At 72.2% G+C, this 12,307-nt stretch carries 15 protein-coding genes; 10 read left to right on the forward strand and 5 right to left on the reverse strand.

The genetic code is table 11. The annotated features are described in order from the left end of the window. The first annotated feature begins 11 nt into the window (after window positions 1-11). Genes JIG36_RS09755 through JIG36_RS09770 form a run of 4 tightly spaced genes read left to right on the forward strand, consistent with a single transcriptional unit; the run spans window position 12 to window position 1,357 of the window. Window positions 12-152, forward strand: a complete 141-nt coding sequence (locus JIG36_RS09755; protein ID WP_203375688.1) for a hypothetical protein — start codon at window positions 12-14, stop codon at window positions 150-152. Beyond that, complete coding sequence (locus tag JIG36_RS09760) at window positions 152-406, forward strand: hypothetical protein (RefSeq protein ID WP_203375689.1); 255 nt, start codon at window positions 152-154, stop codon at window positions 404-406. The genes JIG36_RS09755 and JIG36_RS09760 overlap by 1 nt, the downstream gene beginning before the upstream one ends. Before the next feature lie 39 nt (window positions 407-445). Beyond that, entirely contained in the window at window positions 446-742 is a 297-nt protein-coding gene (locus tag JIG36_RS09765; RefSeq protein ID WP_203375690.1) for a hypothetical protein, read from the forward strand. A 3-nt stretch (window positions 743-745) separates the two neighbouring features. Beyond that, on the forward strand, window positions 746-1,357 hold the full coding sequence (locus JIG36_RS09770) for a hypothetical protein (protein ID WP_203375691.1): 612 nt from the start codon (window positions 746-748) through the stop codon (window positions 1,355-1,357). Here JIG36_RS09770 and JIG36_RS09775 read toward each other — a convergent pair. Further along, complete coding sequence (locus JIG36_RS09775; protein ID WP_203375692.1) at window positions 1,354-2,352, reverse strand: aldo/keto reductase; 999 nt, start codon at window positions 2,350-2,352, stop codon at window positions 1,354-1,356. The genes JIG36_RS09770 and JIG36_RS09775 overlap by 4 nt on opposite strands. A 103-nt stretch (window positions 2,353-2,455) precedes the next feature. Here JIG36_RS09775 and JIG36_RS09780 point away from each other — a divergent pair, with 103 nt between their 5' ends. Together JIG36_RS09780 and JIG36_RS09785 are read left to right on the forward strand one after the other, a co-directional pair. Next, window positions 2,456-3,304 (forward strand): helix-turn-helix transcriptional regulator, encoded by an 849-nt coding sequence (locus JIG36_RS09780; protein ID WP_203375693.1) that lies wholly within the window; start codon window positions 2,456-2,458, stop codon window positions 3,302-3,304. 13 nt (window positions 3,305-3,317) lie between these two features. Continuing rightward, a complete protein-coding gene (locus JIG36_RS09785; RefSeq protein ID WP_203375694.1) occupies window positions 3,318-4,052 on the forward strand; it encodes a CPBP family intramembrane glutamic endopeptidase in 735 nt (244 codons plus the stop codon). 43 nt (window positions 4,053-4,095) lie between these two features. On the opposite strand, the gene JIG36_RS09790 is transcribed toward JIG36_RS09785, so the two are convergent. Beyond that, the gene (locus JIG36_RS09790) at window positions 4,096-5,544 is read right to left on the reverse strand and encodes a GGDEF domain-containing protein (protein ID WP_203375695.1); all 1,449 of its coding nucleotides are present in this window, start codon (window positions 5,542-5,544) and stop codon (window positions 4,096-4,098) included. A gap of 71 nt (window positions 5,545-5,615) precedes the next feature. Further along, window positions 5,616-6,983 carry a DUF1996 domain-containing protein gene (locus JIG36_RS09795; RefSeq protein ID WP_203375696.1) on the reverse strand — a complete coding sequence of 456 codons (1,368 nt, stop codon included), beginning with the start codon at window positions 6,981-6,983 and terminating at the stop codon, window positions 5,616-5,618. Window positions 6,984-7,304: 321 nt separating this feature from the next. On the opposite strand from JIG36_RS09795, the gene JIG36_RS09800 reads away from it, so the two are divergent. The 4 genes from JIG36_RS09800 to lexA all read left to right on the forward strand — a co-directional run bounded on the left by JIG36_RS09800 (window position 7,305) and on the right by lexA (window position 10,360). Beyond that, on the forward strand, window positions 7,305-7,997 hold the full coding sequence (locus tag JIG36_RS09800; protein ID WP_203375697.1) for a GAF and ANTAR domain-containing protein: 693 nt from the start codon (window positions 7,305-7,307) through the stop codon (window positions 7,995-7,997). A 167-nt stretch (window positions 7,998-8,164) separates the two neighbouring features. Next, a complete protein-coding gene (locus JIG36_RS09805) occupies window positions 8,165-8,947 on the forward strand; it encodes a SigB/SigF/SigG family RNA polymerase sigma factor (RefSeq protein WP_203375698.1) in 783 nt (260 codons plus the stop codon). A 22-nt stretch (window positions 8,948-8,969) separates the two neighbouring features. Beyond that, a complete protein-coding gene (locus JIG36_RS09810; protein WP_203375699.1) occupies window positions 8,970-9,665 on the forward strand; it encodes a GAF and ANTAR domain-containing protein in 696 nt (231 codons plus the stop codon). A gap of 53 nt (window positions 9,666-9,718) precedes the next feature. Then, complete coding sequence (gene lexA, locus JIG36_RS09815) at window positions 9,719-10,360, forward strand: transcriptional repressor LexA (protein WP_203375700.1); 642 nt, start codon at window positions 9,719-9,721, stop codon at window positions 10,358-10,360. Here lexA and JIG36_RS53970 read toward each other — a convergent pair. After that, window positions 10,340-11,800: a GGDEF domain-containing protein gene (locus JIG36_RS53970; RefSeq protein WP_203375701.1), complete on the reverse strand. Its 1,461-nt coding sequence runs from the start codon at window positions 11,798-11,800 to the stop codon at window positions 10,340-10,342. The two genes, lexA and JIG36_RS53970, sit on opposite strands and share 21 nt — an antisense overlap. Then, window positions 11,797-12,237: a hypothetical protein gene (locus tag JIG36_RS09825; protein ID WP_203375702.1), complete on the reverse strand. Its 441-nt coding sequence runs from the start codon at window positions 12,235-12,237 to the stop codon at window positions 11,797-11,799. Before JIG36_RS09825 ends, JIG36_RS53970 begins: the two co-directional genes overlap by 4 nt. Window positions 12,238-12,307: the final 70 nt, after the last annotated feature.

Raw genomic sequence — 12,307 nt, forward strand, 5'->3', positions numbered from 1 at the left:
AGGGATGCAGGATGGACATCGTCGTCGAAGGTCTTGTGAAGCAGTTCCAGGCCGACCGCGACCTGGATGCGCTCGCGCCCGATGAGGCGTTCGAGCCCTCAACCTCACGCGCCGGATCGCGACGACGTTCCGGCCCATCCGCTACCACCTGATGGTGGCGCTGCGATGGCAGACGCTGGGCCCGGATCGGCTGTCCGCCCAACCCGAACGTGCGGCCGAGCAGTGCCGCCGCATGATCGACCTGATCTGGGATCCCGGTGCGGCCGAGCGAGCCATCGTGAAACTCCTACCGGCCTTCACCCAGATCATGGCGGCCGAGGAGGCCGCCGGAGTGCCGCCGGGAGAGATGGTGCGCAACCGGCGGTTCGCCGAGGCGGTCCGCAGTGCTGTGGTGCCCGCGAGTTGACGCGCCGGGGGCACGGGGTCTGCGGTGTAGGTTTTCCGGGTGCGCGTTCCCACGGCGGTCATCACCGCAGGCTCTCTGATCGGCGGCTGGCAGCTGGCCCGCCGCACCGGAATCCGCCCTCTCGGCGGCGCTGTCCTGGCCGCGGGCGGCGTCGTGGCCGGCCGCGAGTGGGCCCGCCGCACCAGTCCGGCCGTGACCACGGCGCTGGTCGCCACCTATGTGGGGGCCTTCGGCCTCTCCCACCCGCTGGCCAAGAAGATCGGCTCCTGGCCCGCGGTCCTGGCCGTCTCGGCCGTGACCGCCGCCGTCTCCTACGCGGCCGCCGATCGCCGCTGAGCTGTGCGCTGGAGCCGGCGCCTGCTCAGCCCGGCCGGTCTGGTTCTGGCCGGGCTCTGCCTGCTGCTGCCGTTCCTGAGCGCGTCCTGCGCGAGCGAAGGCCCGCCCCGCGTGCAGTGGCGTGTCACCTACACCGGCGCCGACATCGTGGCCGGTGGCCGGCCCGACGTGGCTTTCACCGGCGACGCCGACCGGGAACCGATCCACGATCTCGACGGCGGCGAGATGAAACGCGTGCTCGGCGGCCCGCCCGCCGCGCTCCCGGCCCAACCGGTCGCCTGGCTGGCCGCGGCGCTCATGGTGGCCGCGCTCGCTGCCACCGCGTTGCGGTCGCGGGCGTGGCGCACGTCGCTGACCGGTGGGCTGGCTCTGGCCGCGGCGGTCGTCCTGTGGGGAGCGGCCGTGCTGGCCCGGCGGGACGCGGTCGACGCGGTGACGGCGGTGCTCAGCCAGGTCACCGGATCGCGGCCGCCGGACGAACGGGCCGGGGACACGTACGAGCAGGTCCGCGCTCTGTTCCACTTCACGTACGGGCTGTGGCTCGCCCTCTCGGTGCTGGCAACGGTCGGTGTCGCCAGCACCGTCGCGGCGGTCGGCCGCGGTCGCGGTGGCTAGTTGCCGGCGCCGAGGGTGGTCATCATCGCGGTGGGGTAGCGGTCGCCGCGGGCGGCGCCCAGCGGGACCGCCTTCTCGATGTCGGCCAGGTCGTCGGCGGTCAGGGTGATGTCGAGTGCCGGCAACGCCTCCGACAAGCGTTCCCTCGTACGGGCACCGACCAGCGGCACGATGTCCGCGCCTTGGGCGGCCACCCACGCGATGGCCAGCTGGGCCACCGTGCAGCCCTTGGCCTCGGCCACCCGGCGCAGCGCCTCGACCAGGGACAGGTTGTGGTCGACGTTCTCGGCCGAGAACCGCGGGGTCATGCCCCGGAAGTCGCCGTCCGCGCCGGCCCGGGCCGTGGTCCAGTGGCCCGAGATCAGGCCGCGGCTCAGGACCCCGTACGCGGTCAGGCCGATGCCCAGCTCCCGCAGCGTCGGCAGGATCTCGTCCTCGACCGCGCGCGAGATCAGTGAGTACTCGATCTGCAGGTCGGCGATCGGGTGCACCGCGTTCGCCCGGCGGATCGTGGCCGCGTCGACCTCGGAGAGCCCGATGTGGCGTACGAAACCGGCGTCGATCATCTCCTTGACGGCGCCGACCGTCTCCTCGATCGGGGTCGCCGGGTCGAGGCGCGCGGGGCGGTAGATGTCGATGTAGTCGGTGCCGAGCCGGTTCAGGGAGTAGGCCAGGAAGTTCTTCACCGCCTCGGGACGGCCGTCGTTGCCGCCCCACGAGTGGTCGGGGCCGCGCAGCGCGCCGAACTTCACGCTCAGCTGGTAGCTGTCGCGGGGACGGCCGCGCAGCGCCTCGGCCAGCAGCATCTCGTTGTGGCCCATGCCGTAGAAGTCGCCCGTGTCGATCAGGGTGACGCCCGCGTCGAGGGCGGCGTGCACGGTGGCGATGCTCTCCGCGCGCTCGGAGTGGCCGTAGACGCCCTGCGACATGCCCATCGCGCCGAGGCCGAGGGCGGAGACGACAGGACCGTTGGTGCCAAGGTTTCGCTTCTGCATGGATCCCAGCCTGCGCCGCTTCCGGCCGCACCGGCAGCGGAGCGCTTATCGTGGGAGAGCCGCTCCCTGGATACTCCCCGCACGCGCGGGCAAGGATGAGTTCATGCAGCGTGACGAGTTGGCCGACTTCCTGCGCCGCCGGCGTGAGGCGATCCGCCCGGCCGAGGTCGGCCTGGCCGACGGCCCCCGCCGGCGCACCTCCGGGCTGCGCCGCGAAGAGGTGGCGATGCTCGCGGGCATGTCGTCGGACTATGTCGTACGGCTCGAGCAGGGCCGCAGCAGCCAGCCGTCCACCCAGATGCTCGGGGCGCTGGCCCGGGCGCTGCGGCTCTCCGACGACGAACGCGACCACCTGTTCCACCTGGCCGGCCACCAGCCCCCACCGGCCGACGGCACGGCCCGGCTGGCCCGGGCCGGTCTGCTGCGCATCCTCGACCTGCTCAGCGAGGCGGCCGCCGCCGTGCTCTCCGACCTGGGCGAGACTCTGGCCCAGAACCGCGGGTCGACGCTGCTGATGGGTGACCAGACGAGCTACACCGGCGACCGCCGCTACCACGCGTACCGCTGGTTCACCGACCCCGCCATTTCCGCCTTCCACCCGCCGGAGGAGCGCGACCACCTCGCCCGGGCCATGGTCTCCGACATGCGCGCGGTGGCCGGCCGGCGGCACGACGACCCCACCCTCGTACGGCTGATCGCGCGCCTCACCGACGAGAGTGACGAATTCCGCCGTTTGTGGGCCGAGCACGAGGTCGGGGTGCGGCGGGCCGACCGCAAGACGATCATCCACCCGGCCGTCGGACCTGTGGTGATGAACTGCGAGACCCTGATGACGCCCGATCAGCGGCAGTTCCTGCTCGTGCTCACCCCGGCCGACGCGGAGTCACGGGAGCGCTACGAGCTGCTCAGGGTGGTCGGTCTGCAGGAGTTTGCGTCGGAGGTGCGCGGGTAGGCTTCGCCGGGCCATGCCTTCCGACACCCTCCCGCATCCGTCCCGCCGCCGCCTGTTCCTGCTCCTCGGCGCGGTCGTCCTGATCCTGGTCGCGGTCAACATCGCCGACAAGTACGGCCCGCACCACACCGGCCTGGTCGCCGGTCCCGTGGTCGCGCTGGTGCTGGTGCTGCTGGCACGCAGAGCCGGGCTCACCTGGCACGATCTCGGGCTTTCCCGCCGTACGCTCGTCCCCGGCCTCAAATACGCGATCGGCGCGATCCTGGCCGTCGCGGTCGTCTACGCCATCGGTGTCGCCCTGCCCTGGACCCGCCCGGCCTTCCACGACGTGCGCTACCACCTGCACCCGGGCGCGGCCCTGATGGCGGCCTTCATCATCGTCCCGCTGGGCACCGTGCTGCTCGAAGAGATCGCCTTCCGCGGCGTGCTGATGGGCCTGGTCCACCGTCACCGGGGCGCGGTCTGGGCCAGCATCACCTCGTCGGTGCTGTTCGGCCTGTGGCACATCCTGCCGTCGTTGCGCCTGAGCTCCGCCAACCAGGCCGTCGGCTCGGCGGTCGGCTCCGGCCTGACCGGGCGTGTGCTGGCCGTGCTGGGCGCGGTGGCCTTCACCGCCGTGGCCGGCCTGTTGCTGTGCGAGCTGCGCCGCCGCAGCGGAAGCCTGCTGGCCGCCGCCGCGCTGCACTGGGCCACGAACGGCCTGGGCCTGCTGATCGCCGCCGCCCTGGCCACGACCAGTTTCGCCTGACGGGTCAGCGGCCCGCGCGAGGGTCAGGCGGCCCGCGCGGAGGTCAGGCGGCCCGGTCGTGGTGGATGCGGTTGCGGCCGTTGTTCTTGGCGGCGTACATCGCGGTGTCGGCCCGGCGCAGTTCGGCGTCGGGGTTGGCGCCCGAGTGCGCGGTGATCACGCCGATGCTGGCGCCGACGAAGACCGGGCGGGTCGGGGTGTCGAACGGCTCGGACAGCGCCTCGACGATGCGACCGGCGACCGCCTCGGCCGTCTCGTCGTCGGTCCAGGGCAGGATCACCGCGAACTCGTCGCCGCCGAGACGGGCCACCACATCTCCCGTACGCACGAGGCTGTTGATCCGGTGGGCGACCGCGACCAGCACGGCGTCACCCGCCTCGTGGCCGAACGTGTCGTTGACCGGCTTGAAGCCGTCCAGGTCGATGTAGAGCAGCGCGGTCGGGCCGACCGACTCGCCCAGCGCCGACGCCCACCGGTCGTGGAAGCGGCGGCGGTTGGCCAGGCCGGTCAGCTGGTCGGTGGTGGCCTGCTCCTCGACCGCGCGCAACGCCCCTGCCAGCAGCCGCACCAGGCCGTCCAGCCTCGCGATGACGAGCAGGAACAGCACCGTGCAGCCGGTCACGATCACCGGCACGTCGATCGGCATGCCGCGCACCCACTCGATCGCCAGCACGGCCGGGGCCATCAGGCTGGCCACGGCCAGGGCGGCCACGCGACGGCGGGGCGCGGCGCCCTGGGCGGCCGGCGGGGCCGGGGTGGACAGCGTGGACACCGACGGATGCAGCGCCGCCGCCCCGCCCAGCGCCTGCATGGCCAGCCAGCCCAGGTCGACGATGTTGCCGGCGCTGTAGCCGATGGTCAGTTCGAGCATCGCGTACCCGATGTCGGCGGCGAGCAGCGCCAGCACGCCCCCGACGAACAGCCGGTAGGCCGGCGGCCGGTCCCCCTTGCCGGTGACCAGGCGCGACAGGACCGCGAGGATCAGCAGGTCCGAGATGGGGTAGGCGAGGGAGACAGCCCGGGCGAGCGGGCTCAGGTCTTCGGCGCGTACGTAGGGCACGATCAGGAACACCCACACCAGCATCGCCGCGCCGGTCGAGAGCACGAGCGCGTCGATCAGGCCGGGCACGTCACGTCCGGGGTGGCGGGCCCGCACCAGCCCGACGACCGCGATCGCGAGCATCGCCGCGAAACTCAGGTACAGCAGGTCCGCGTACGAGGGGAAGACGTCCCCGCCGGTGGCGAAGTGCTGGATCCAGTACGCCACCTCGGCGAGCGCGAAGCAGGCCCGCGCCGCCGCCATCAGATACCAGGGCCACCGTACGGCGGGCCGGTGGCGCCGCACGCCCGCCACGATCGCCACGGCGGCCGACATGCCGAGCGTGGCGACGGTGACCGCCTGCACCCACTCGGACGGGAACGCGTAGTAGACGACCGCCGCCACCGTGCACAGGGCGAGGTAGATCTGCCAGGCAGCGAACCGCCACCGCATCACCGCGAACCCCCTGCCGGTTGTCGTGACCAGCCCATGATCGACCGGCAGGGGGTGTGCTTGAGCGGAACTCAGAAGTTGCCGTCGGTGTTGCACTTCGCCTTCTGGGTCAGGCAGTTCTTCACGCGTTCGCCGAGGGCGCGGTTGTCCCAGGCCATGAACGCGTCGCCGTGCATCGAGGAGGCCATGCCGGAGGCCAGACGGAAGCCGGCCGGGGTGCCGCTCGTCGGGTAGGAGATGAGGAAGGACAGGTTGGGGATGGCGACCGGGTAGTCACCGCGGCAGGTGCCGTCGTAGCTGTACGAGACGTGCGCCTTGTGGGTCGGGCTGTCCAGGTTGCGGCCGTCCCAGCAGTCCTGGAAGACCAGGTGGAACGTCAGCACCGCGGTCGGCGCGCAGACCGGCCAGTTGCCGTCGGCGCTGCGGCCGATCTCGCCGCCGGGGCCGGCGCAGTAGAACGCGTTGACCGAGCCCGCCGGGGTGGGGGTCTGCAGGCGGGCGTCCCCGGCGATCATGCGGAAGCCCTGCGGGAAGGGCACCGTCACCGAGGGGTCGGTCAGCCGGGAGCCGTAGTAGACGACCACGTCCTTGGGCTCGATCACCCGGTCGCCCTGATAGAGCGTGGGGATCCAGTACGCGGACAGGTCGGGCGCCGGACGGCAGGTCGTGCCGGCGTTGGCAAGAAGCGTCTGCGTGGTCGTGTTGGCGTTGGTGCTGGTGTTGCCGAGGAACGAGTGCATGTGCGAGGCGCCGGGCATGGCCGGGAAGACGATCGGGTCGTCCGGCTTGGAGTGGCTGTAGGCGCAGGTCGCGTTGAACTCGGGCACGCGCACCGAGTTCGCCGGCACCGGCCGCGGGGTCAGCGCCCGGAACTCGGTCAGCTGGGCGTTCCAGGCCGCGGTGTCGACCGGCACCCAGCCCTCGCCGCCGCCGGTGCCTCCTGTGCCTCCGGTGCCGAACGAGAACCAGTTGAGGTTGACGAAGTCGCCGCCGGTGCTGGTGCGCAGCACCGCGAACACGGTCTGGGCGCCGGTCGGGTGCGAGGCGACGGAGGTGCTCAGCGTCGTCCAGGCCTGCCAGCCGCCGGTCGGGGTGATCGCGAACTGGGTCAGCAGCGGGCCGGTGGCCGAGCCGGTCCGCAGCTCGACACGCCCGGAGCCGACGGCCGACGCCACCCGCGCCGAGACGGTGAGCGTGCCCGCGGGGCCGAGGTCGACGCCGTCGTAGCGCAGCCAGTCGCCCTCGGTGAGGTAGGCGACGTTCTGCCCGCCGCCGGTATCGGCGGTCGGTTCGACCTGGGCGCCGGACTGCGCGGCGTACGCCTCGGCCTGCACCGTCACGGTGGCGGCGCTCGCCGGGCCGGCCGTGACGGCGACCAGGGTCGCGGCGAGCAGCACCACCGCCGAGGACAGGACGCGGATACGTGGGGATGAACGCATGACGCTCCCTTCGAGGGGAGAGGGGGATCGGGTGCCCCGGAGTATCGGACCCGGGGAAGCGCTCTCTCAAGATTGACGGATGGCGATCCGCGCCATATGCGGAAACGAGCACGGATGGACGGGAAGCGCTTTCTTTGAGCGGCGCTACGGAGGTTGCCGCGCGACCGCTCAGATCCGGTGGGTAATATCGGCATCCTGCGGTCGGCCTCGCTTCGAGGGCCGGCCGTCCTGCGTCAAGCAGCGGCGCGGAACACAGGCACTTCAGGCCGGACCTGGGTCCTGTCCACCCGCCCCGACCGCTGCAAGGACTCTTCGACATCCATGACGCACGACCCGACTGCCTTCGCGCCGCTGGGCCTTCTCCGTTTCTCCGAGACGACCTTCGACGCCTTCCTCGACCGGGTGGCCGTGCTCGCCTGCCAGGCCGTGCCCGGCACCGAGGCGGTCTCGATCACCCTGGTCGGTGAGTCCGGCGCCCACATTGCGGCCGCCGTCGGCGACATCGCCCGCCGTCTCGACGAGCACCAGCGCGGCCCGGGTCTGGAGGCGGCCGCGAGTCTGTCGACCGTCTCGGTCCCGGACACCGGCGCCGACTCCCGGTGGGGGCATTGGGCGGCCGCCGGGGTGGGCAGCATGCTGTCCGTCGGGCTGCCGGTCTCGGCCGCAACGACCGGCGCGCTCACCCTCTACGGTGGCCCGCCGCACGCGTTCGACGGCGATTCCACCGTACGGGCGGAGGCCTTTGCGGGGTATGCGGCCGTCGCCGTGGCGAACGCGCACATGTTCTACGGCGCCACCCTGCTCGCCTCGCAGATGCAGGCGGCCATGCACAGCCGGGCCGTGATCGAGCAGGCCAAGGGCGTGATCATGGCGCAGCGGCGGTGCGGGCCGGACGAGGCGTTCGCCCGCCTGACCAAGGCCTCGCAGGCCTCCAACCGCAAGGTCCGCGACGTGGCCGCAGCCCTGATCGGCGATCTGGCGCGCAACCCGATTGGAACGCCGGACAAGGGGTAGTAGTGGTTTCGGCCGCCGGGACCCCGCAGTTCGGGTACCGTCCGGCCTATCGGTCAAGAAGGCGCCGAGTCCGACGTGCGGTTTACGCCGTCGCGGTTCGACGCGCCTCCGCCGGGTGTCCGCCGCACGGTGCGTTCCGCTCACGATGCACTGTGAGGGAGTCCCCGGTGACCACAGTTACCCGGCGCAAGTTCGAGGTCACGGACGAAGACCGGCGGGCTACCGCGCTTCTGGAGGCCTTGGCGGAGCTGCCGCCCGGCCACCCGGACCGGCCGGCCGTGCGGCGTCAGGCGATCGAGGCCTGGCTGCCGATGGCGGCCCGCCTCACCCGCCGCTACGCCGGTCGCGGCGAGGCCTACGACGACCTGTTCCAGACGGCCTCGGTCGGTCTGATCAAGGCCATCGACGGCTTCGATCCCGGCCGCGGCGTCGACTTCACCGGGTACGCCATCCCGACCGTCCTCGGCGAGATCAAGCGCTACTTCCGCGACCGCAGCTGGACGTTGCGCATTCCGCGCCGGCTCCAGGAGCTGCGGATGGCCATCGGGGGCGCCCGCACCGAGCTCGAGCAGACCCTGACCCGGGCCGCCACCGTCGCCGACATCTCGGCCCACCTCGGTGTGAGCGAGGAGGAGGTCCTGGAGGCCCTCGAAGCCGGGCACGCCTACCGTCCCGACTCGCTGAGCACCCCCGTCCGCCAGGGGGAGGATCTGCAGCTGGGCGACACGCTCGGCGGGGAGGACAACGGGTTCGCCCGGGCCGAGTTCGGCGTCTCGCTGCCACCCGCCATGGCCACCCTCACCGAGCGCGAGCGCACCATCGTGGTCCTGCGCTTCTACGGCGAGCTCACGCAGTCCGCGATCGCCGAGCGGGTCGGGATCTCCCAGATGCACGTGTCCCGGGTCCTCAGTCAGGCGCTCGCCAAGCTCCGCGACCAGATGGACGGATAAGACACAGGCGTAGTTTGGGGACATGGCCGATTCCCCGGGAGCCCTGGCCGAGCTCGGCCGCATCCGGCTGAGCGAGGTTCCGCTCGACGACGTGCTGCTGCGCGTGGCAACCGTGGCCCGCGACGCGGTCGCCGGTGCCGACGAGGCGTCGGTGACCCTGGTCGGCGTCAGAAAGGCGGGCAGCGCCGCCTTCACCGGTGAACTGGCTCGGTCGCTCGACGAATGGCAGTACGAGAACGAGGGCGGCCCCTGCCTCGAAGCGGCGGCTTCGACCGCCGTCATCTCGGTGGCCGACACCATCACCGACCCGCGCTGGCCCCGTTACCTGCGCCGGGCGAGCGCGGCCGGGGCCCGCAGCCAGCTCGCCGTCGGCCTGCCGGTGCAGGAGGCGGTGACCGGCGCGCTCAACCTTTATGCGCTGCGGCCCGATGCCTTCGACGACCACGCGGTGACGGTCGCGCAGAGCTTCGCCGGCTACGCGGCGGTCGCCCTGGCCAACGCCCAGTCCTATGACTCGACGGCCACCCTGGCCCGCCAGATGCGCGAGGCGATGGCCCACCGCGCCACGATCGAGCAGGCCAAGGGCATCATCATGGCCGAACAGCACTGCTCGCCGGAGGAGGCGTTCGCCCGCCTGAGCAGGCTCTCGCAGCACGCCAACCGCAAGCTGCGCGAGGTCGCGGCCGCCCTGGTCGAGCAGGCCTCCCGCCCCCGGTAGCGTGCGCGGCGCGCCTGCGTGACCTGGGCCCTGGCATCCGGCAAGATCACTGGGTGCTGACGGATGAGGACTACTACGACACGTCGGCGCTGACCGACCGGCAACGGCAGATCCTCGCCGTCGTTCAGGAGTGGGCCCAGCGCCACGGCTACTCGCCGTCCACCCGCGAGCTGGCCGACGCGCTCGGCCTCGCCTCCACCTCGACCGTGAGCCGGCACCTGCGCGTGCTGGAGGATCTGGGTTTCCTGCGCCGGGGGCGGGCGACCCGGCCCATCGACGTACGGATGTTCCTGCAGCCCGTGCCGAGGCCGCGCGCCGAGTCGACGATCGGCGTGCCGGTGCTCGGCGACATCGCGGCCGGCTCGCCCATCCTGGCCGAGCAGAACTCCGACGAGGTGCTGCCGCTGCCCCGCGACCTGGTGGGCCGGGGCAACCTGTTCGGCCTGCGGGTGCGGGGCGACTCGATGATCGACGCCGCGATCTGCGACGGCGACATCGTCGTGGTCAAGCAGCAGCATGAGGCCTACAACGGCGACATCGTGGCCGCGATGATCGACGACGAGGCGACCGTCAAGGTGTTCCGCCGCCGGGGCGGCCACGTTGTGCTCGAGCCGCGCAACCCGGCGTACGAGAACATCGACGGCGACCGGGCCGTGGTGCTGGGCAAGGTCGTCTCAGTCCTGCGCCGCACTTAACAGGCTGCCGGCCGTGCAGACCCGGTCGCGGCCCGAGTTCTTCGCGGCGTAGAGCGCCTTGTCGGCCCGGGCGACCAGGTCGTCCGCGGGCTCCTCGAAATCCCACTCGGCCAGCCCGGCCGAGAACGTCTGGTCCAGCGGGGTCACCGCGCGCAGCCGCTCGACCGCGGTGACCGCCTCGGTCAGCGACAGGCCGGTGAGCAGCACGATGAACTCCTCGCCGCCGTAGCGCGCCAGCACGTCGTACGCGCGCAGCTCGCCGGTCCAGGCCTGCGCGGCGCTCCGGAGCAGCTGGTCGCCGGCCGGATGCCCGTACGTGTCGTTGAAGTGCTTGAAGTGATCGAGGTCGATCATGCCGACGACGACCGGGATGTTCTCGGCGCGGGCCCGGGCCAGGAACATGGGGAACTCGTCGTTCCAGCTCCGGCGGTTGTGCAGCCCGGTCAGCTCGTCGCGCCGGGACAGCTCCCGCACCAGGGCGGACTGCCGCTCGGCCTGCTTGAGCAGCTGGGTGAAGCGGACCATCACGAGCAGGAACATGATCGCCGAGCCGATCCCGATGGCCAGGCCGTCGACGATGCCGCCGGTGAGCTCCTGGGTGATCAGCAGGGTGGGCGACATCAGCATGGCCAGGGTGAGCGTGGCCAGCTGCAGACGGGTCAGGTGCGACACCGCGCCGGCGCCACCGCCGTCCCCGCGCACCCGCGGCCAGACGATCGCCAGGGTCAGCACGAGCAGCGAGAGCAGATAGACACAGTTGACCAGGCGGGCCGTCCACCAGAAATCGGCCCAGCCCTCGTTCACGTGCGGCAGCACCACCCAGATGCAGTCACCGGCGAGGTAGCCGACGACCGCGACGGCGACCAGCAGAGGCGCCCGCCGGCCCTCACGGCCGTTGCTGCGGACCAGCAGGATCGTCATCGCGAGCAGCACCAGGTCGGCGATCGGGTAGGCGATCGTCACGAGCCGCGTGGCCAGGGCGGTGGTGTCGTCGCGCAGGGCCGGCTCGATCGAGTAGGCCCAGGCCAGCAGGCCGATGCCGCAGGCGACGGTCAGGGCGTCGACCAGCGCCGCCCGGTCGAGCCGACGTCGCGACTGCCGGATCATCAGGGCCAGGCCGGTCGCCACCGACGGATAGAACGCGAGGTAGAGCAGGTCGGAGAGGTCGGGGCCGTCGACGGCCAGCCAGTCGCCGCCCACCTGCACCGGCAGCGAGGCGGCGGCCGTGCACAGCAGGCCCAGCCCGAAGAACAGCCACGGCGCCCGGTCACCCTCCGGCACCCGGCGCACGCCCACGAGCACGGCGGCCGCGAAGGACGACTGGATGGCCACCGAGAACGCGGACTCCCAGCCCGGGGCGGCCGGCACGGCGAGGTACACGACAATGGCGGCCAGCGCCGTTGCCGTGTAGGCCTGCCAGCCACGCCGGTGCGTCGTCACAGCGAGGCGAGCCCCACCAGCATGCCGCCGACGGCGTAGAGCGCGCAGCCGAGAGCGAAGCTGGCCGCGGTGGTGATGCCGAAGGCCATCCAGTAGGAGGTGCCCGGCAGCCCCATCTTGGCGGCCTTGTTGGCCCGGTTGGCCGCCGAGATGACGGCGAGCGGGCCAAAGATGACGGTGAGGACGACAACCGGCCAGACCGTGGGCGGCAGCGCACCCACCGCCGCGAACACCTGACTCGGCTGGGGCGGCCGCCCCGGCGGGTAGGCCGACACCGGCGCTGCCCCGAACGGTCGCTGGACGGGCCGTTCAGCCGCCTGGTACCGCGCCGCCAGACCCTTGTCGCCGCTCTGCAGGGGCGCCTGGTGCACCTGCCGGGCCGCGGCCGGCGTGGAGGGGCTGAGCCAGGCTTGGCTGGTACGGGGTTCGGCGGTCACCGTCATCTCCATCCGTGGAAGTGCTCGCAAAGCTTGTTCGCGGGTCACTTCGGCAGGAGAGCCGGATCTT

Origin of the sequence: Paractinoplanes ovalisporus, assembly GCF_016834655.1 — a bacterium.
Classification (GTDB): Bacteria; Actinomycetota; Actinomycetes; order Mycobacteriales; family Micromonosporaceae; genus Actinoplanes; species Actinoplanes ovalisporus.